Annotated in this window: 19 protein-coding genes; 11 read left to right on the top strand and 8 right to left on the bottom strand. The window is 73.2% G+C overall.

Annotated elements, in window-relative coordinates:
• Positions 1-69 precede the first annotated feature (69 nt).
• The 7 genes from ABZ370_RS16755 to ABZ370_RS16725 all read left to right on the top strand — a co-directional run bounded on the left by ABZ370_RS16755 (position 70) and on the right by ABZ370_RS16725 (position 5,394).
• The gene (locus ABZ370_RS16755) at positions 70-903 is read left to right on the top strand and encodes a helix-turn-helix domain-containing protein (protein WP_358620903.1); all 834 of its coding nucleotides are present in this window, start codon (positions 70-72) and stop codon (positions 901-903) included.
• Positions 904-970: 67 nt separating this feature from the next.
• Positions 971-2,467 (top strand): 30S ribosomal protein S12 methylthiotransferase RimO, encoded by a 1,497-nt coding sequence (gene rimO, locus ABZ370_RS16750; protein WP_358620900.1) that lies wholly within the window; start codon positions 971-973, stop codon positions 2,465-2,467.
• Positions 2,464-3,126: a CDP-diacylglycerol--glycerol-3-phosphate 3-phosphatidyltransferase gene (pgsA, locus tag ABZ370_RS16745; protein WP_358620898.1), complete on the top strand. Its 663-nt coding sequence runs from the start codon at positions 2,464-2,466 to the stop codon at positions 3,124-3,126. The genes rimO and pgsA overlap by 4 nt, the downstream gene beginning before the upstream one ends.
• Positions 3,123-3,671, top strand: coding sequence for a CinA family protein (locus tag ABZ370_RS16740; protein ID WP_358620896.1), 549 nt, complete (start codon positions 3,123-3,125; stop codon positions 3,669-3,671). Before pgsA ends, ABZ370_RS16740 begins: the two co-directional genes overlap by 4 nt.
• A 109-nt stretch (positions 3,672-3,780) precedes the next feature.
• On the top strand, positions 3,781-4,164 hold the full coding sequence (locus tag ABZ370_RS16735; protein WP_055549938.1) for a helix-turn-helix transcriptional regulator: 384 nt from the start codon (positions 3,781-3,783) through the stop codon (positions 4,162-4,164).
• Between the two features lie 146 nt (positions 4,165-4,310).
• Positions 4,311-4,790 carry a DNA starvation/stationary phase protection protein gene (locus tag ABZ370_RS16730; RefSeq protein ID WP_358620893.1) on the top strand — a complete coding sequence of 160 codons (480 nt, stop codon included), beginning with the start codon at positions 4,311-4,313 and terminating at the stop codon, positions 4,788-4,790.
• Between the two features lie 322 nt (positions 4,791-5,112).
• Positions 5,113-5,394, top strand: coding sequence for a hypothetical protein (locus tag ABZ370_RS16725; protein ID WP_358620890.1), 282 nt, complete (start codon positions 5,113-5,115; stop codon positions 5,392-5,394).
• Here ABZ370_RS16725 and ABZ370_RS16720 read toward each other — a convergent pair.
• The 4 genes from ABZ370_RS16720 to ABZ370_RS16705 form a co-directional block, all read right to left on the bottom strand.
• On the bottom strand, positions 5,342-6,130 hold the full coding sequence (locus ABZ370_RS16720; protein ID WP_358620888.1) for an SDR family NAD(P)-dependent oxidoreductase: 789 nt from the start codon (positions 6,128-6,130) through the stop codon (positions 5,342-5,344). The two genes, ABZ370_RS16725 and ABZ370_RS16720, sit on opposite strands and share 53 nt — an antisense overlap.
• An 84-nt stretch (positions 6,131-6,214) precedes the next feature.
• Positions 6,215-7,015 carry a DNA-formamidopyrimidine glycosylase family protein gene (locus tag ABZ370_RS16715; protein ID WP_358620885.1) on the bottom strand — a complete coding sequence of 267 codons (801 nt, stop codon included), beginning with the start codon at positions 7,013-7,015 and terminating at the stop codon, positions 6,215-6,217.
• A 10-nt stretch (positions 7,016-7,025) separates the two neighbouring features.
• Positions 7,026-11,705, bottom strand: coding sequence for an ATP-dependent helicase (locus ABZ370_RS16710; RefSeq protein WP_358620882.1), 4,680 nt, complete (start codon positions 11,703-11,705; stop codon positions 7,026-7,028).
• A gap of 85 nt (positions 11,706-11,790) precedes the next feature.
• Positions 11,791-12,747, bottom strand: a complete 957-nt coding sequence (locus ABZ370_RS16705; protein WP_358620880.1) for a hypothetical protein — start codon at positions 12,745-12,747, stop codon at positions 11,791-11,793.
• Positions 12,748-12,826: 79 nt separating this feature from the next.
• Between ABZ370_RS16705 and ABZ370_RS16700 the strand changes: the two genes are divergently transcribed.
• The 4 genes from ABZ370_RS16700 (at position 12,827) to recX (ending at position 16,236) form a co-directional block, all read left to right on the top strand.
• Positions 12,827-13,021 carry a DUF3046 domain-containing protein gene (locus ABZ370_RS16700; protein ID WP_358620877.1) on the top strand — a complete coding sequence of 65 codons (195 nt, stop codon included), beginning with the start codon at positions 12,827-12,829 and terminating at the stop codon, positions 13,019-13,021.
• A 120-nt stretch (positions 13,022-13,141) separates the two neighbouring features.
• On the top strand, positions 13,142-14,347 hold the full coding sequence (locus tag ABZ370_RS16695; protein WP_358620875.1) for an AI-2E family transporter: 1,206 nt from the start codon (positions 13,142-13,144) through the stop codon (positions 14,345-14,347).
• Between the two features lie 137 nt (positions 14,348-14,484).
• Positions 14,485-15,618, top strand: coding sequence for a recombinase RecA (gene recA, locus ABZ370_RS16690; RefSeq protein WP_358620872.1), 1,134 nt, complete (start codon positions 14,485-14,487; stop codon positions 15,616-15,618).
• A 3-nt stretch (positions 15,619-15,621) separates the two neighbouring features.
• Positions 15,622-16,236, top strand: coding sequence for a recombination regulator RecX (gene recX, locus ABZ370_RS16685; protein ID WP_358620869.1), 615 nt, complete (start codon positions 15,622-15,624; stop codon positions 16,234-16,236).
• Between the two features lie 127 nt (positions 16,237-16,363).
• Here recX and ABZ370_RS16680 read toward each other — a convergent pair whose 3' ends face one another.
• The 4 genes from ABZ370_RS16680 to ABZ370_RS16665 all read right to left on the bottom strand — a co-directional run bounded on the left by ABZ370_RS16680 (position 16,364) and on the right by ABZ370_RS16665 (position 19,397).
• On the bottom strand, positions 16,364-16,750 hold the full coding sequence (locus ABZ370_RS16680; protein WP_358620867.1) for a rhodanese-like domain-containing protein: 387 nt from the start codon (positions 16,748-16,750) through the stop codon (positions 16,364-16,366).
• A 4-nt stretch (positions 16,751-16,754) separates the two neighbouring features.
• A complete protein-coding gene (locus tag ABZ370_RS16675) occupies positions 16,755-17,300 on the bottom strand; it encodes a cysteine dioxygenase (protein ID WP_358620864.1) in 546 nt (181 codons plus the stop codon).
• A 59-nt stretch (positions 17,301-17,359) separates the two neighbouring features.
• Positions 17,360-17,449, bottom strand: coding sequence for a putative leader peptide (locus ABZ370_RS16670; RefSeq protein WP_358620861.1), 90 nt, complete (start codon positions 17,447-17,449; stop codon positions 17,360-17,362).
• A 124-nt stretch (positions 17,450-17,573) separates the two neighbouring features.
• Complete coding sequence (locus ABZ370_RS16665) at positions 17,574-19,397, bottom strand: FAD-dependent monooxygenase (protein ID WP_358620858.1); 1,824 nt, start codon at positions 19,395-19,397, stop codon at positions 17,574-17,576.
• Positions 19,398-19,477: the final 80 nt, after the last annotated feature.

Genomic DNA, 19,477 nt, shown 5'->3' with positions numbered 1-19,477 from the left:
TGCCCGACCCTTTCGCCCCACCCCTAGACTGAACCTCCAGCAGGTGGCTCACGCTCGAAAGGCGCCCCCGTGTCCATCGGCAACGCTCCCGAAGACGGTAACTCCCCCGAAGAAGACCGGCCTTCCGTCGGTCGCGCCCTCCAGCAGGCCCGCATCGCCGCGGGGCTGACCGTCGACGAGGTCAGTTCCGTCACCCGGGTGCGCGTCCCCATAGTGCAGGGGATCGAGCAGGACGACTTCTCCCGCTGCGGCGGGGATGTGTACGCCCGGGGGCACATTCGTGTGCTCGCGCGCGCCGTCCGGCTCGACCCGGAGGCCTTGATCAACCAATTCGACGCCGAGCACGGCGGCCGGCCCGAGCCGACCCCGGCGGCGCCGCTGTTCGACGCCGAACGCATCCGTCCCGAACCCCGCAGGCCGAACTGGACGGCCGCGATGGTCGCCGCGATCGTCGCCGTCGTCGGATTCGTCGGCTTCACGCTTTTCAGTGGCAACGACAAGAGCGACGGCTCCTCGGTCGCCGAGGAGACCGGCTCGGCCAAGCCGTCCGCGTCCGCCTCCAGCAGCCCCAGCGCCCACCCCAGCAAGCCCGGCGAGCGCAAGCCCGAGCCGTCCGAGAGCGCCATCGCGGGCGTTCCCGCGGACAAGGTCACCGTCAAGCTGACCGCCGAAGACGGCCAGAGCTGGGTCTCCGCGCAGGACCACAACGGGCGGCTGATGGAAGAGGGTGTGCTGCGCAAGGGCCAGTCCAAGACCTTCAGCGACAGCAAGCGCATCGACCTGGTGCTGGGCAATGCCGGGGCGATCAAGCTCTTCGTGAACGGCAAGGAAGTGAAGAACCTGAGCGACAGCGGCTCGGTTCAGCGCCTGAGCTACACCAAGGGCGATCCCGAAGCGGGCTGACCAGCCCGGCGGCGGGGTGGGAGACCTGCCAGCGGAGGGCGGGGCTGCGACAAAGTAGTCTGAGCCCATGCCCGAACGCCGCACTGTCGCCCTTGTCACTCTTGGCTGCGCCCGTAACGAGGTGGACTCGGAGGAGCTCGCAGGCCGCTTGGCGGCGGACGGTTGGGAGCTCGTCGAGCAAGCCGCCGATGCCGACGTCGCCGTCGTCAACACCTGCGGCTTCGTCGAGGCCGCCAAGAAGGACTCGGTCGACGCCCTGCTGGAGGCGAACGATCTGAAGGACCACGGCCGCACCAAGGCGGTCGTGGCCGTCGGCTGCATGGCCGAGCGGTACGGCAAGGATCTGGCCGAGGCGCTGCCCGAGGCCGACGGGGTGCTCGGCTTCGACGACTACACCGACATCTCCGGCCGCCTGCAGACCATCCTCTCCGGCGGAATCCACGCCTCCCACACCCCGCGCGACCGGCGCAAACTGCTGCCGATCAGCCCCGCCGAGCGGCAGGACAGCTCCGCCGTGGCGCTGCCCGGCCACGCCCAGGACACCCCGCCCGAGGACCTGCCCGCCGGTGTCGCCCCGGCCTCCGGCCCGCGCGCCCCGCTGCGCCGCAGACTCGGGAACAGCCCCGTCGCCTCCGTGAAGCTGGCCTCCGGATGCGACCGCCGGTGCTCCTTCTGCGCCATCCCGTCCTTCCGCGGCTCGTTCATCTCCCGCCGCCCCTCCGATGTGCTGGGCGAGACCCGGTGGCTGGCCGAGCAGGGCGTGAAGGAGATCATGCTGGTCTCCGAGAACAACACCTCCTACGGCAAGGACCTGGGTGACATCCGGCTGCTGGAGACACTGCTGCCCGAGCTGGCCGCGGTGGACGGCATCGAGCGGATCAGGGTCAGCTACCTCCAGCCCGCCGAGATGCGCCCCGGGCTGATCGACGTGCTGACCTCCACCGAGAAGGTCGCCCCCTACTTCGACCTGTCCTTCCAGCATTCCTCGCCCGGGGTGCTGCGCCGGATGCGCCGCTTCGGCGACACCGACCGCTTCCTGGATCTGCTGGAACAGATCAGAGGCAAGGCGCCGCAGGCAGGCGCCCGCTCGAACTTCATCGTCGGATTCCCCGGCGAGACCGAGGACGACGTCGCCGAGCTGGAGCGTTTCATCACCGAGGCGCGGCTCGACGCGATCGGCGTCTTCGGGTACTCGGACGAGGACGGCACCGAGGCCGCGGGCTACGAGGACAAGGTCGACCCGGACGAGGTCGCGGACCGGCTGGAGCACATCTCGCGGCTCGCGGAGGAGCTGACCGCCCAGCGGGCCGACGAGCGGCTCGGCGAGACCGTCACGGTGCTGGTGGACGAGATCGACGACACCGGTGCCGTGCTGGGCCGGGCCGCCCACCAGGCTCCCGAGACCGACGGGCAGACGCAGCTGCGCACATCGGCCCGGCCCGCCGCCGGACGTATGGTCGAAGCGAAGGTGATCGCGGCGGAGGGAGTGGACCTCGTCGCGGAGCCGCTGGAACCGCTGGAGCAGCGGGGCGGCGGCGTGTGTACCGAGGAGGCTGCCAGATGACAGGCGTCCCGGCCTCCGCCGCGGGGAGCCACCACCGGGCCGCCGCGGCCGCCCGGCCCGCCGGATTGTGGAACATCGCCAACATCCTCACCATGGCGCGCCTGGTCCTGGTGCCCGGGTTGGTTTTGTTGATGCTCCACAACGGCGGTTACGACCCGGCCTGGCGGGCCTACGCCTGGGCCGCCTTCGCCATCGCCATGATCACCGACCTGTTCGACGGGCATCTGGCCCGCCGGTACAACCTGGTCACCGACTTCGGCAAGATCGCGGACCCCATCGCCGACAAGGCGATCATGGGGGCGGCGCTGATCTGTCTGTCGGCCCTCGGCGATCTGCCGTGGTGGGTGACGGGCGTGATCCTCCTGCGTGAACTGGGGATCACCCTGATGCGGTTCTGGGTGATCCGGATCGGGGTCATCCCGGCCAGCCGTGGCGGGAAGATGAAGACCCTCGCCCAGGGCGTGGCCGTGGGGATGTACATCCTCGTGCTCACCGGGCCGCTGGCCACGCTGCGGTTCTGGGTGATGGCCGTGGCCGTCGCCCTGACCGTCCTCACCGGCCTCGACTACGTACGGCAGGCCATCGTGCTGCGCCGGGCCGGTCGTGCGGTGGAGAGCGGCGTGGCGGAGGAGGAGCCCGGGCAGGAACCGGCCCGATGAGCGGCGACGGGACGGCGGCGGGCGCCAAGGCGTCGGAAGCCGGAGCGGCCGAGGTGCTGGCGCTGCTGCGGCGGCGCGGGCAGACCGTGGCCGTCGCCGAGTCCCTGACCGGCGGTCTGGTGGCCGCCGAGCTGACCGCCGTGGACGGCGCCTCCCAGGCCTTCCGCGGCTCGGTGACCGCGTACGCCACCGACCTCAAGCGCGACCTGCTGGGCGTGGACGGCGCCCTGCTGGCCGAGCGCGGGGCGGTGGACGCGGAGGTCGCCCGGCAGATGGCCAGGGGCGTACGGCGCGCACTGGGCGCCGACTGGGGCGTGGCGACCACCGGTGTGGCGGGTCCCACACCCCAGGACGGACAGCCCGTCGGCACGGTCCACGTGGCCGTCGCCGGGCCCTCGGACAGCCCGGCGGCAGCGGCCCTGCGGCTGGCGGGGGACCGGGCCGGAATCCGCGCACAGAGCGTCCGCGCCGCGGTCAAGCTGCTGTTCAGCGAATTGATCGCGACAGCGGGGGCACAGGATACGGAACAACGCGACGAATTTTGATGTTTGCAGCCCTGAGTGAACACGACATTGCTCCCCGCACGGGCGCAGCCGGAGGCGGTACGGTGGGGCGAGAAGGATCGGGATTCGAGGTCCGAGGAGGGAGCCAGCGATGATTCTGCTCCGTCGCCTGCTGGGTGACGTGCTGCGCCGGCAGCGCCAGCGCCAGGGCCGTACTCTGCGCGAGGTTTCCTCCTCCGCCCGGGTGTCGCTCGGCTATCTGTCAGAGGTCGAGCGCGGGCAGAAGGAAGCCTCGTCCGAGCTGCTGTCGGCGATCTGCGACGCCCTGGACGTACGGATGTCACAGGTCATGCGCGAGGTCAGCGACGAGCTGTCGCTCGCGGAGCTGGCGGAGTCGGCCACGGCGAGCGAGAAGGTGCCCGCACCGATGCGGCCCATGCTCAATTCGGTGTCCGTCACCTCTGTGACGGGCGTCCCGGACGAGCGGGTGACCATCAAGTCGCCCAAGGAGGCCGTGGACGTCGTGGCGGCCTGACGGCCCGCACGTCAGCGCGGAAGCTCTTCGAGCCCCGGCCGGTAGCGATACCGGCCGGGGCTCGATGTTTGACCGGCGCCTTTCCGGTCACCTGAGTGGTGGAGAGGTAATCAAGGGGGGTCAAACGGTCGAACAGGAGGAAGTGGATGTCTGTGGTCAAGAGCCCGCTCGCCGAGGAGAATCTCAAGGTCGTCAGCGACGCTCTGCAGGGTGCCCTCGTCGACCTCGTCGACCTCGCCCTGGTGGGCAAGCAGATCCACTGGACGGTCATCGGACCGCGTTTCCGCACGGTTCACTTCCAGCTCGACGATGTGGTGTCGACGGCCAGGACGCACGCCGACACCGTCGCGGAGCGTGCCTCGGCGCTCGGGATAGCGCCGGACGGACGGGCCGAGACGGTGGCCAAGCAGAGCGTCGTCGGCAACGTCAAGGAGGGCTGGACCCAGGACACGGACGCCGTGAGGGCGCTCGTGGACGCGCTCGGGTCCATTATCTCGCGCATGCGTGAGCGCATCGCCGCGACGGACGAGCCGGACCCGGTGACCCAGGACATTCTCATCGGGCTCACCCGGGACCTGGAGAAGCACCACTGGATGTTCCAGGCGGAGAACGTCAACGGACACTGAGCGACGAGACAGGCAGGGCGGTACTTCTGCTCGCACCCTGTGTGGTCATCGCAGGACAAGGCGCCGGGACAAGGTGCCGGTGTAAGGCCGCCATGACAGGGGCCCCGGCCTCCGGCATGGCCGCACAGTCTGCGAGCTGACGGACGTCGGCTCAAGGGTCTGCCGCCGGGTATGCCCCGCTCTGGGTGCGGCCCGAGGTGCGGCTGGGCACACTGGGGGAGTGCGGGGGTCCGACACGCGCTGACGGGCCTCCTTTGCGCCCTCCCGCCGCGTGCGAACAGGCGTCTAGCGTCGCCCGCTAGCGTCGCCCGAAGGAGGCAGCATGGCAGCCGTGGGAGGGGCCGGCACCCTGCGCCTGCGCCGAAGGCCGGTTCGATGGGCGATAGCACTCGTTCTCGGCTGCCTGTGGTGGTGGTCCGTGCTCCGCCTGGCGGTGCAGCCGACCGCGACCGGACCGGTCGAGGGGGCGTACGCCGTCGGTGGCTGGGGGCTGAGCCTGCTGCCCGTGCACTGCGGCCCCTCGCCCCGGCGGGCAAGCGTGCGCGAGCGGATCACCAGGGCATCGCGACTCCGCCATTCGGGCGCAGAATCTGGCCCGTCGTAAAGGCGGAGGCGTCCGACGCCAGGTACAGGACCGCGTGGGCCACGTCTTCCGGCTCGCCCACCCGCCCCAGCGGTGCGCGGCGGGCCATGGGTGCCTCGGCGTGCCGCTGCTCCTCGGTGGTGTCGCGCCGCGTCATGGGCGTACGGACCCAGCCGGGGGCGACCGCGTTGACCCGGACGCCGTGGCGGCCCACCTCGGCGGCGAGGGTCCGGGTCAGCTGGACGGCGGCGGCCTTGGCGACGCCGTAGCACAGCAGCCCGGGGGTGCCGGAGTCGATCGCGCCGGACGCCATGGTGACGATGGAGCCGCCGGAGCCGTGGTCGATCATGGTGCGGGCCGCCTCCTGGCAGCCGTACAGCACGCCCTTGAAGTTGACTCCCAGCACCCGGTCCAGGTCGGCGTCCTCGGTCTCCAGGACCGGGCTGCGGTGCATGATCCCGGCGATGTTGGCCATCACGGCGAGGTGGCCACCGTCGCGGACGGCCGCCGTGGCGGCGGCGGAGACGACGGCCGCGACCTGGGCGCGGTCGGTGACGTCGAGGGGGTGGGCGTGGGCGCTGCCGCCGTCGGAGGTGATGCGCTCGGCGGTGCGCCGGGCGCCCGTCTCGTCCAGATCGGCGCAGTGCACCACGGCCCCGGCCGACGCCAGCAGAACGGCGGTGGCGCGGCCTATACCGCTCGCGGCGCCGGTGACCAGTGCGGTGCGTCCGGTGAGGTCGTACGCCGTGACGGTCATGGGCCGACGGTACGACCAGATCTGACGGTCCGTCAATTATTCTGGCAGGGACGGTGACTCCGGCGGGGACGGGCTCCGGCGGGGCTAATCCGGCGGAGGCGGCTCCGGCTGGCACGCCGGGCACCAGAAGGTCGTACGCTCCTGACCCGCGCGGCCCTGGTCCGTGGCGCGCACCGGCGTACCGCAGCGCAGACAGGGCCGCCCGGCGCGGCCGTACACCCACAGCCGCCGGTCGGGGCGGGTGTGCGCCGTGGTGACCCGGGCCCGGCGCGTCCGGTTGGCCTCCAGAAGGCGTTTGGCGAGTGCCACCAGACGCTCGGGGGAGGGGACGCGGCCGATCGGCAGCCAGGGCGAGATCCGCAACAGGAAGCACAGCTCGCACTTGTACACATTGCCGATCCCGGCCAGGTTGCGCTGGTCCAGCAGCGCCTCGCCCACCGGGCGGGACGGATCGTCGAGCAGCCGCCCCAGCGCCTCGGCCGGGTCCCAGTCCGGGCCGAGGAGGTCGGGGCCGAGGTGGCCCACCGCCCGGTCCTCGTCCGCGGTGCGCATCAGCTCCAGGACCGGGAGGCGGTAGCCGACGGCGGTGCGCTCGGCGGTGGCCAGGACGGCGCGGATCTGGTGGTGCGGACCGCCGCGCCAGCGCTCGCCGTGGCCGTACACCAGCCATGCGCCGTCCATCCGCAGATGGGAGTGGAGGGTCAGCCCGCCCTCCACCCGGGTCAGCAGATGCTTGCCGCGCGCGACCACCTCCAGGACCCGGCGGCCGGTGAGGTCGACGGTCGCCAGCCGGGGCACCCGCAGATCACAGCCGGTCAGCGGCGGGCCCGCCAGCGCGTCGTCGAGGCGCCGGGCCGTCTGCCAGACGGTGTCTCCCTCGGGCATCTCCGCCCCCTCAGGGACGCAGCCGCAGGCCGCGCGGGGTCGCGTGGAAGCCCGCCGCCTCCAGGACGCGGCCGATCGGCGAGGACAGCGCCGCGGCGCCGTTGACCCGCTCGACGGTCACCGAGCCGAGGGCGCCCGCACGGGCGGACTGGGCCAGGGCCTCCACCGCGCCGCGCAGCCGGGCGTCGTCCTCCGGGGACGCCGCCTCGGCCTCGCCCGAAGGCCAGGCGAGCAGGGTCTTGCCGCCACGCTCCATGTAGAGGGTCAGCTCGCCGTCGGCCAGCACCACCAGCGCCCCCGCCTTGCGGCCCGCCCGGTGGTTCGCGCCCGCGGGCGGATCGGGCCAGGGGAGGGCCCCGCCGTAGGCGTTGGCGGGGTCGGCGGCGGCGAGGACGACGGTGCGCGGGGACGACTGCCCCGGCCGATGCCCCGGCTGACCGCCGAAGGCCGCGCCCGCGGCCCGGTCGCGCGCCGTGCCGACCGCGCGCAGCCGGTCGACCGCGCCGTCCATCGCGAACTGCGCGGCGCCCAGCCCCTCCACCACATAGCCGCGGCGTGCCTGACCGGTCTCCTCGAATGCGGACAGCACCCGGTACGCGGCGGAGAAGCCGCCCTCGACCCCCTCCGCGGCGACCGCCCCGCGGGTGACCACGCCGTGCCGGTCCAGCAGGGTGCGCGCCAGGGCGTGCGCGCGGTGGGTGGGGTCGGGCTCGCGCTCCGGCAGCAGCGACCAGCGTCCGGCGACGGTCGGCGGCCCGCTGCGCGAGGCGGTGGGGCGGCCGGTACGCCCCGTCAGCCCGCCGTACCGGCCCCGGGGGACCGTGCGCTTGGCGCGGTGGGCGGTGGCGCCCGCGGTGCGGCCCGAGCCCAGCAGGGAACGCAGCGGGGCCAGTGTGTCGCCGGTGAGCCGGCCGGACCAGGTCAGGTCCCATATCGCCTCGGCGAGCTGGGCGTCCTGGAACTCGTGACCGGCGGCCCGGACCTGCTCGGCGATCTGCCGGAAGAACAGACCGAAGCCCCCGGCCAGCGCGTCCAGCACGGCCTGGTGGAGCGGGCCCGCCTCGAAGGGGTGCGGGGTGTGCAGGAGCAGCGGCGCGGTCTCGGCGAGATGGAGGCTGACCCAGCCGTCCTTGCCGGGCAGCCCGCCCGCCCCGGCCCAGACGACCTCACCGGCGGCGGTCAGCTCGTCGAGCATCGTCGGGCTGTAGTCGCCGACCCGGGAGGGCAGGACGAGCTTCTCCAGGGCGGACGCCGGGACCGGTGCGCCCTGGAGCTGCTCGATGGCGCGCACCAGCCCGTCGATGCCCCGCAGGCTGTGGGTGCCCAGATGCTGCCACTGGGGGAGGAACGCGGCGAGCGCGGACGGCGGTACGGGCTCCAGCTCCTGTCGCAGCGAGGCCAGCGACCGGCGGCGCAGCCTGCGCAGCACGGCGGCGTCGCACCATTCCTGCCCCAGGCCCGCCGGATGGAATTCGCCCTGGACGACGCGGCCGCTCGCGGCCAGGCGCTGCAGCGCGCCGTCGGTGACGGCCGTGCCCAGCCCGAGCCGGGTGGCCGCCTCGGCGGAGGTGAACGGGCCGTGGGTGCGGGCGTAGCGGGCCAGCAGATCGCCGAGCGGGTCGCCCACGGGCTCGGTGAACGCCTCGGGGACGCCGACCGGCAGCGCCGTGCCCAGCGCGTCGCGCAGCCGCCCCGCGTCCTCGACGGCCGCCCAGTGCTCCTCGCCCGCGATACGGACCCGGATGGCGCGCCGGGCCCGCTCCAGCTCCTCCGCCCACGCCGGGTCGGCGCCGCGCACGGCCAGCTCGGTGCGGGTGAGCGGGCCGAGCAGCCGCAGCAGATCGGCGACGCCCTCGGTGTCCTTGACGCGGCGGTCCTCGGTGAGCCACTGCAGTTCGCGCTCCAGCTCGGCCAGGACATCGGCGTCCAGCAGCTCGCGCAGCTCGGCCTGGCCCAGCAGCTCGGCCAGCAGCCGGGAGTCGAGGGAGAGGGCCGCGGCGCGGCGCTCGGCCAGCGGCGAGTCGCCCTCGTACAGGAACTGCGCCACGTAGCCGAAGAGCAGCGAGCGGGCGAAGGGGGACGGCTCCGGGGTGGTCACCTCCACCAGCCGCACCCGCCGGGCCTCCAGGTCGCCCATGAGCTCGGTCAGCCCGGGCACGTCGAAGACGTCCTGGAGGCATTCGCGGACGGCCTCCAGGACGATCGGGAACGAACCGAACTCGCTCGCCACCTGGAGGAGCTGGGCGGCGCGCTGACGCTGCTGCCACAGCGGGGTGCGCTTCCCGGGGTCGCGGCGGGGCAACAGCAGGGCGCGGGCGGCGCATTCGCGGAACCGGGAGGCGAACAGGGCGGAGCCACCGACCTGGTCGGTGACGATCTGGGACACCTCTCCCCGGTCGAAGGCGACATCGGCGGCGCCGATGGGGGACTGCTCGCCGTCGTACTCGGTGCCCTGCCGCATCGGGTCCGAGTCGAGCAGGTCCAGGCCCATGAGGTCGGCGTCGGGCAGCCGCAGCACGATGCCGTCGTCCGCGTGCATCACCTGGGCGTCCATGCCGTACCGCTCGGAGAGCCGGGCGCCGAGCGCGAGCGCCCAGGGGGCGTGGACCTGCGCCCCGAAGGGGGAGTGGACCACCACCCGCCAGTCGCCCAGCTCGTCACGGAAGCGCTCCACCACGATCGTCCGGTCGTCCGGCACATGGCCGCAGGCCTGGCGCTGTTCGCCGAGGTACGCGAGCACGTTGTCGGCTGCCCAGGTGTCGAGCCCGGCGGCCAGCAGCCGCTCCCGGGCCTTCTCGGGGGCGAGGGCGCCGACCTCCCGCAGGAACGCGCCCAGCGCCCGGCCCAGTTCGAGCGGGCGGCCGAGCTGGTCGCCCTTCCAGAACGGCAGCCGCCCGGGGACGCCAGGGGCGGGGGAGACCAGGACCCGGTCGCGGGTGATGTCCTCGATCCGCCAGGACGTGGTGCCCAGGGTGAACACATCGCCCACCCGCGACTCGTAGACCATCTCCTCGTCCAGCTCCCCGACCCTGCCGCCGCCCTTCTTCGGGTCAGCGCCCGCCAGGAAGACGCCGAACAGCCCGCGGTCGGGGATGGTGCCGCCGGAGGTCACCGCGAGCCGCTGCGCCCCCGGCCGCCCCGTGATCGTCCGGGCGACGCGGTCCCACACCAGGCGCGGCCGCAGCTCGGCGAAGGCGTCGGAGGGATAGCGGCCCGCGAGCATGTCGAGGACCGAGGTGTACGCCGACTCCGGGAGCGAGGCGAACGGGGCGGCGCGGCGGACCAGGGCCAGCAGTTCGTCCACGTCCCAGCTGTCCATGGCCGTCATGGCGATGAGCTGCTGGGCGAGCACGTCCAGCGGGTTCGCGGGCACCCGCAGCGACTCGATGGCACCCTCCCGCATCCGCTCGGTGACCACCGCCGCCTGCACCAGATCGCCGCGGTACTTGGGGAACACCACACCGGTGGAGACCGCGCCCACCTGGTGACCGGCCCGGCCCACCCGCTGCAGCCCGGAGGCCACCGAGGGCGGCGACTCGACCTGGACGACCAGGTCCACCGCGCCCATGTCGATGCCCAGCTCCAGGCTGGAGGTGGCGACGACGGCGGGCAGCCGGCCCGCCTTCAGATCCTCCTCGACCAGGGCCCGCTGCTCCTTGGACACCGAGCCGTGGTGCGCGCGGGCGAGCAGCGCGGGCGCACCACGGGCCGCCCCGGCCTCGGCCATCAGCTCGGCGGGGGAGTGGTCCTCGGGCAGCGCCTCACCGGTGGCCCGCTCGTAGGCGATCTCGTTGAGCCGGTTGCACAGCCGCTCGGCCAGCCTGCGGGAGTTGGCGAAGACGATCGTGGACCGGTGCGCCTGGACGAGATCGGCGATCCGCTCCTCCACATGCGGCCAGATCGACGGCTTCTCGCCCGGCTGCCCGTCCTGGGCCGGGGAGCCGCCCAGCTCCCCCAGATCCTCGACGGGGACGACCACCGACAGGTCGAACTCCTTGCCCGAGGGCGGCTGGACGATTTCCACCGCGCGCCGCGGCGACAGGAAGCGGGCGACCTCGTCGACCGGGCGCACCGTCGCCGACAGGCCGATCCGCCGGGCGGGCCGGTCCAGCAGCTCGTCCAGCCGCTCCAGGGAGAGGGCGAGATGCGCGCCGCGCTTCGTCCCCGCGACGGCGTGCACCTCGTCCAGGATCACCGTCTCCACCCCGCGCAGCGCCTCCCGGGTGGCGGAGGTGAGCATCAGGAACAGCGACTCCGGCGTGGTGATGAGGATGTCCGGCGGCCGGGTGGACAGGGCGCGGCGCTCGGCGGCCGGGGTGTCGCCGGAGCGGATGCCCACCCGGATCTCCGGCTCGGGCCGGCCGAGCCGCACCGACTCCTGCCGGATGCCGGTGAGCGGACTGCGCAGATTGCGCTCCACATCCACCGCCAGGGCCTTCAGCGGCGACACGTACAGCACCCGGCAGCGCTTGCGGGGCTCGGCGGGCGGCGGCTCGGCGGCCAGCCGGTCGAGCGCCGCGAGGAACGCAGCCAGCGTCTTGCCCGAGCCGGTGGGGGCGACCACCAGCACGTCCGAGCCCTCGCCGATCGCCTGCCACGCCCCCTCCTGCGCGGCCGTGGGCGCGGTGAAGGCACCCGTGAACCACCCGCGGGTGGCCGGGGAGAACGCGTGCAGCGCCGAGCGTGCCATGCCCCCCATCGTGCACCGCCCCACTGACAACGAGCCGTCTGCGCAGGTCAGCGGGTCAGCAAGTCAGCAGCCCGGCCCAGGGCCCTCAGACCGCCCGGCCGTGGGCGCGCAGCGTGAGCAGCGCCTCGACGGTCACCACCGGCCGCCACTCCAGCGCCGCCCCCGGGGTCCAGGTCCGCCGCCGGGCCGGCCAGCCGCCGTCCTCCCGCTGCGCGTCCGCCAGGAAGTCGAGCGAGCGCTCCATCTCGGCGTCGGTGAACCAGCGGCGGGCCAGTGAGCCGGGTGTGCGGGCGACGTCGTACACGAAGGTGTGGTCCCCGGGGCCGTGGCCGGGCGGCAGGGGGCCGTCCTCGGCGCGCTCGGGGTCCAGCGCCACCAGCCGCCGCTCCCGTACCCGGCGGCCCAGCCGCTCGGCCACCTCCTCGGCGCGCGCCCGGTCCGGTGCGCCGTCCAGGAAGGCGACGGCCGCCCCCACCTCGTGCGGACGCGCCGAGGTGCCCTCCTCCAGCGCCGTCACCGCCGCCCAGCAGAAGTCGGTGGCCCGGAACAGCCAGGCGTGCCACACCTCGTTGCGGTGCAGCAGCCCCACCACCGGCCCGGTGGTCAGCAGATCGCCGCGCGGATGGTCCGACGGCCGGAGCCAGGGGGCGGCCGGGTAGTCGCGCAGCGACGGGAGGCACGCGGGCAGCGCGCCGTCCGGGGTGGAGATCGCGGTCAGATAGCGGCACAGCCGCTCCACCCGCTGTCCGCCGCAGCGGCCGATCCCGTCGAGCACCCGCAGGGCGTGCACGACGTGCTGCGGCTGGCTCACCGGGCCGCGCAGATCCGGTTCCAGGGCGTGGCCGTAGCCCCCGTCGGCGCCCAGGTACGCGGCCAGCGCGGTCTCGACCGGCTCGGCGCCGGCGTCCTGGAAGTGATACGCGAACCGGCGCTGTTCGAGCACGCGTGCGGTCAGCCACACGAACCGGGCGGCGCGCGCGAGCGGCGAGGCGGGCGCGGGTGGCGTGGGCTGGGAGGAGGGGACTGCTGCGGATCGATCCATGGGACAGACCGTAGGGCGGGAAACACCCGTGGAAGGGGGCTCACGCTCTGGTGCGACCCGGGAGCGCGATACTGGGCGCATGCGGTTGACGGTCTTCTGGCAGCGGATGGCGGATTACTTCGGCGAGGCGTACGCCGACTCCTTCGCGCGCGATCATGTGATGTCCCAGCTCGGCGGTCGGACCATCCACCAGGCACTCGCCGCGGGATGGGACGCCAAGGACATCTGGCGCGGGGTGTGCGCCGCGATGGAGATCCCTGCCGAGAAGCGCTGAGAACCTCTGACAGGCGCTGACAAGCACTGACAGACGCTGAGCGGCGGCCGGGAGGTGGGCGGGGAGGCGGACTCCCGGGGCGACCGGATTTTTTGGACGGGTGTACGCCACACTTGCCGGGTGGCCCCGACCGAAGAGACCCTCTCCCCCGACGCCGACGGCGTCCCGACCACCGCACAGGCCCCCAAGGACGCGCCGGCGCAATCCGCGCGCATGCCGCGCTGGCTGCCGCGCGCCATGGTGCTCGCCCTTGCCCTGGTGGCCTGTTACCGGCTTGCCACCTGGGCCTTCGATCAGCTGACCGGGCTGCTGCTGAACGTCCTGATCGCGTTCTTCCTGGCGCTCGCGATCGAACCGGCCGTGGACCGCATGGCCGCGCGCGGCGTCCGCCGGGGCCTGGCCACCGGACTGGTCTTCATCGGCATCCTCATCGGTGCCGCGGGCTTCTTCACTCTGCTCGGCTCGATGCTGGCCGATCAGATCATGACCATTGTCCAGGACTTCCCGAAGTACCTCGATCAGGTGGTCAGCTGGATCAACGAGACGTTCCACACGCGGCTGTCGCGGCTGGAGATCCAGGACAGCATGCTCCACTCCGACTGGCTGCAGACCTATGTGAAGAACAGTGCGGACAATGTGCTGGATGTCTCCGCGCAGGTGCTCGGCGGGCTGTTCAGGCTTCTCACGGTGACGCTGTTCGCCTTCTACTTCGCCGCCGACGGCCCCCGGCTGCGCCGCGCGCTGTGCTCCGTCCTGCCGCCGAACCGGCAGACCGAGGTGCTGCGGGCCTGGGAGATCGCGGTCGCCAAGACCGGCGGCTACATCTACTCGCGCGGGCTGATGGCGCTGATCTCCGGTGTCGCGCACTACATCCTGCTGGAGAGCCTGGGCGTGCCCTACGCCCCGGCGCTGGCCGTCTGGGTGGGGCTCATCTCGCAGTTCATCCCGACCATCGGCACGTATCTGGCGGGCGCCCTGCCGATGCTGATCGCCTTCACCATCAACCCCTGGTACGCGATCTGGGTGCTGGTCTTCGTCGTGGTCTACCAGCAGTTCGAGAACTACCTGCTGCAGCCGAGGATCACGGCGCGGACCGTGGACATCCACCCCGCGGTCTCCTTCGGATCGGTGATCGCGGGCACCGCGCTGCTCGGCGCGGTGGGGGCGCTGATCGCGATTCCGGCGACCGCGACGCTGCAGGCGTTCCTCGGCGCCTACATCAAGCGCTACGACGTGACGGACGACCCGCGGATGCACGGGCGGACGCGGCGGCGCGGTGCCTCCGCGCTGGCGCGCATGCGGCACGCGTTGTCCCGGCGCAGTTGACACAAAAATCGAACATCCATTCTGATGGAGGCCCGGCCCGGTTATCCACAGGCCGAGCACGTCCGGGCCGCTTGTCAGTGGCAGGCGCTAGCGTCATGGACGTGAAGCGATCGACTCAAGCAAACCGGGTGGAACCCATGGCAGGAAATGACCGCGAGAAGGCGCTCGACGCCGCGCTCGCACAGATTGAACGGCAGTTCGGCAAAGGCGCCGTCATGCGTATGGGCGACCGGCCGAACGACCCCATCGAGGTGATCCCCACCGGGTCGACCGCTCTTGACGTCGCCCTCGGCGTGGGCGGGATTCCGCGTGGCCGCGTGGTGGAGGTCTACGGCCCGGAGTCCTCCGGCAAGACGACCCTGACCCTGCACGCGGTGGCCAACGCCCAGCGCGCGGGCGGCGCCGTGGCCTTCGTGGACGCGGAGCACGCGCTCGACCCCGACTACGCGCAGAAGCTGGGCGTGGACACCGACTCGCTGATCCTGTCCCAGCCGGACAACGGCGAGCAGGCGCTCGAGATCGTGGACATGCTGGTCCGCTCCGGCGCTCTCGACCTCATCGTCATCGACTCCGTCGCCGCCCTGGTGCCGCGCGCGGAGATCGAGGGTGAGATGGGCGACTCCCACGTCGGCCTCCAGGCCCGGCTGATGAGCCAGGCGCTCCGCAAGATCACCAGCGCGCTCAACCAGTCCAAGACCACCGCGATCTTCATCAACCAGCTGCGCGAGAAGATCGGCGTCATGTTCGGCTCCCCGGAGACGACGACCGGTGGCCGGGCACTGAAGTTCTACGCCTCGGTCCGCATCGACATCCGTCGTATCGAGACGCTCAAGGACGGTACGGACGCGGTCGGCAACCGCACCCGTTGCAAGGTCGTCAAGAACAAGGTCGCGCCGCCCTTCAAGCAGGCCGAGTTCGACATCCTCTACGGCCACGGCATCAGCCGCGAGGGCGGTTTGATCGACATGGGCGTCGAGCACGGCTTCGTCCGCAAGTCCGGTGCCTGGTACACCTACGAGGGCGATCAGCTCGGCCAGGGCAAGGAGAACGCCCGTAACTTCCTGAAGGACAACCCCGATCTCGCCAATGAGATCGAGAAGAAGATCAAGGAGAAGCTCGGCATCGGCGTGAAGAAGCCCGTGGACCCGGCCCCGGAGCCCGGTCCGGACGCGGCGGATGCCGTGCCCGCCGCCGCGCCGGTGAAGGCCGCGGCCGCCCCGGCGGCCAAGTCCGGGGCGAAGGCGGCCAAGACCGCCGTGGCGAAGAGCTGATCCATGGCACGGCGGACCGACTGGCCGGACGGCCCCGGCCGTCCGGAGCACCACCCGGACCGTCCGGATCGCGGCGCCCCCTCCTCGTCGAGGGCCGAGCAGGGGACGCCGCTCGGCCCGGAGGAGCAGGCGCGGGCGATCTGCCTGCGCCTGCTCACCGGGACCCCGCGCACCCGTCAGCAGCTCGCGGACGCCCTGCGCACCCGTGGCATCCCCGACGAGGCGGCGCAGGAGGTGCTGTCCCGGTTCGAGGACGTGGGGCTGATCGACGACGCGGCGTTCGCGGGCGCCTGGGTGGAGTCCCGGCACCACAGCCGGGGGCTGGCCCGTCGCGCGCTCGCCCGTGAGCTGCGTACCAAGGGCGTCGACTCCGCACTGATCGCCGACGCCCTGGGGCAGCTCGACGCGGACCAGGAGGAGCAGACCGCCCGCGAGCTGGTCGAGCGCAAGCTGCGCACCACCCGTGGGCTCGACCGGGAGAAGCGGCTGCGCCGCCTCGCCGGAATGCTCGCCCGCAAGGGATATCCCGAGGGCCTGGCACTGCGGGTGGTGCGGCGCGCGCTGGAGGAGGAAGGGGAGGACCCGGAGCTGCTGGAGCACCATCTGCCCGACGTCTGACCCTCCCGGCCGCGCACGGCCCGTCGGTGCCGGGCGGGGGCAGAGGGGGGGGTACGGGGCCGGTCGTACGGAGGCGCTCCGGCCCGCTCGGATCAGCGGGCCGGGAGGGACTCCGGGGACGGGTGGGTCAGCGCACCGGGAGACCGGCCGCCCGCCAGGCCTGGAAGCCGCCGGTCAGGTCGGTCGCCCGGGTCAGGCCCAGCTGTCGCAGCGAGACCGCGGCGAAGCTCGACGCATAGCCCTCGTTGCAGACCACCACCACCCGCAGGTCGTGGTGGGTGGCCTCGTGCAGCCGGTGGTCGCACTGCGGGTCGAGCCGCCACTCCAGCTCGTTCCGCTCGACGATCAGCGCCCCCGGGATGGTGCCGTCGCGCTCCCGCAGCGCCGCGTACCGGATGTCCACCAGCAGCCCGCCCGCGGCCTGCACAGCGGCGGCCTCCTCGGGGCCGAGCCGGTCCAGCCCCTGGCGCGCCTCGGCCAGCAGCTCGTCCACGCTCCGCTTCGTCGCGCTCATCCCCCTACTCCCATTCCTGCGGCCGCTCGACCTGCTCCAGCCGCAGCACCTGGCCGGTGCGGCTGTAGCGCCGCATCAGGGGCAGCGGCGGATAGTAGGCGTGCACCGACACCGCGTGCCGTTCCGATGAGGGGTTGATGACCTCATGGACATGGTGCGCGCCGAAGGCCCGGCCCCGCCCGGCGGACAGCCGCCGTTCGCGGTCCACGTCCTCGGCCAGTTCGAGGGTCTTCCAGCCCTCGGTGGGCAGGCGGGCGGCCAGCGACTGTTCGTTCAGCTCACCGGCCGCCGTTACGAACGCGCCGTGGGAACCGCCGTGGTCGTGCCAGCCGGTGCCGGTGCCGGGCGGCCAGGCGATCAGCCATGCCTCGCTGCCGCCCGGGCCGTCCAGCCGCAGCCAGGTGCGGCCTTCCGGATCGAGCGGGAGCGAGGCGACGAGTTCGGTGTCGGCGGCGGTACGGCTGACGAAGTCCAGCAGATCGGCCGCGCTGGGAGGCGAGGTGTCGTCGGGGGAGACGCGCACGGGAGAGGAGAGAGAAACGTCCGACACGGGAACCGTCCTGAGTGATCGCGAAGAGGCGCGGCCGGGCCACGCGGAGGAAAGGCGGATCAGGAGGACGGTCGACACACGCAGCCCGCATAGCGGAGGAGGTCCAGATGGACCCTCCGCCAGAAGCGAGGCAGGCCGGTATCAGTCACGCTCCGCAGTGAAGCATGATCCGGACGGGGAGGTCAATCGTCTCGGCGCGGGCCCGGAGCACCCACGGCACGGCGTACGACGTCAGCGCCATGGTGCGCGCAGGGGCGCGTGATGGACGCCTCACTACCTGCGTGCCGTGGCCTCCGCGTCCCGCTGGTCCCGCTGGTCCCGCTGGTCCCGCTGGTCGGAGTCCGCGCCCCGGGCGGTGTCCCCGCCCCGCGCCGCGTCCGCGCACGCGTACAGCTCGGCCGGCCGTACGCCGGACAGCGCCGCCGCGAGATGACCGTCCGGCCGCACCAGCAGCACGGTGTGGGCCGGAGCCCCCGGGTACTCCTCGGCGACCAGCAGTTCCGTGCGCATCGGCAGGGCCGAGACGGCCGCCGCCAGCCGTGGCATCAGCCCGGCGCGCATCCAGTGGCGGCGGTCCCACACCCCGGTACCCGGCGCGACCAGCACCACCAGCAGCTCCCGGCCCAGCCGCTCCCGCAGCCGCACCACCGCACCGTCCGGCGCGGTCACGCGGACGTCGGCCACCGGTGCCCCGGTGGGCGTGTCCACCGTGACGGAGCCCTCCGGGGGCGCGGTGGGGGCCAGCGGGGAGCGGTGGTAGGCGGGGGGCGCGCCCAGCGGACCACGGCCGAGGTGACCGTCGGTGAGCAGCGCGTCATGGCCGCGCGTGCCCCCGGGGAGCACGGTGCGCTGTACCGCGCGCCACCCTCCGGCCGCCCGGACCAGGGGCAGCGCCTGATCGGCGGAGCGCAGCCGTGCGGCCACAGCCGTGCGCCGCTCCGCCTGATAGCTGTCGAGCAGGGCTTCGGAGGCGCCGTGGTGCCAGGCGAGGGCCAGCTTCCAGGCCAGGTTGCCGACGTCCCGCAGCCCCTCTTCGAGCCCCTGGGTGCCCAGAGCGCCGTGCAGATGGGCGGCGTCCCCGGCCAGGAAGGCGCGGCCCACCCGCCAGCGCCGCGCGAGCCGGTGGTGCACGGTGTGCACGCCGGTGTCCAGAAGCTCGTAGGGGATCGCGGTCTCCTCGCACCACCCCGCGAGGGTGTCGCGCACCCGGACCATCAGGGCGTCCGGGGTGACGAGGTCGCGGCCTGGCGGAAGCAGCCAGTCGACCCGCCAGACGCCGTGCGGCAGCGGCCGGGCGCTCACCTCCGCGTCGATGCTGCGCCATGGCGGCGAGCGGTGCAGTACGGCCTCACCGGGCCAGGGGAGCTCGGCGCGCAGAGCGGCGACGGCGTGCCGCTCCACCGCCGTACGGCCGGGGAAGCGCACCCCCAGCTGCTTGCGGACGGTGGACCGGGGGCCGTCGCAGCCGACCAGATGGCTGCCGCGCCACCAGGTGGCCTGGGCGCCCCGGGTGCGTACGCTCACCCCGCGCGCGTCCTGCTCCACGGTCTCGACCCGGGTGCCGGGGACGATCCGTACGAGGTCCTCGTCACCGATGGCGGCCAGCGTCGCCCGCAGCGCCCGGGTCAGCTCGTGCTGGGGCAGATGCAGCGGCGAGTGCACCGGCGCCTCGGGCTCACCGTCGCGCCGGTCGCTGTCCCGCCGGTCGCCGTCCCGCGCGGCACCGGGCAGATCAGCCCTGTCCCGTGCGGTTCCGTTCCGCGCGCCGCCGTCCTGCCGGTCGCCGTCCTCGGGGATGTCCGCCGCCGGGGGAGGGGCGCCGAAGAGCGGGCCGGGCTCCAGGGGCACATGCCGGACGAGCTGGCGCCGGCGCATCGTGCGCCATCCCGTCCACGGCCGGGCCCCGGCCGCCGCCCGGCAGCCGAGCCGTTCCAGCAGGGCGGCGGTGTCCGGGCGCAGCACGACGGTGCGGGCCAGGCGCGGCTCGTCGCCCCCGGCGGTCTCGTCGAACAGCACGACGGGGACGTCCTGACGGGCGAGTGCGAGGGCCAGGGTGAGCCCGACCGGGCCCGCCCCGGCGACGATCACCGGGTCCACGGCGCGGTTCCCATGGCCCTGCGGGGCGTACGTGACGTACGGAAACTGGCAGTTGAAACCCGGTGAGCGATCACAGAAAG

The sequence above is a fragment of the Streptomyces sp. NPDC005962 genome (genome assembly GCF_040629205.1).
GTDB lineage: Bacteria > Actinomycetota > Actinomycetes > Streptomycetales > Streptomycetaceae > Streptomyces.
Note: the sequence above shows the minus strand (reverse complement) of the source record. Positions and strands in the feature narration are given on the sequence as shown.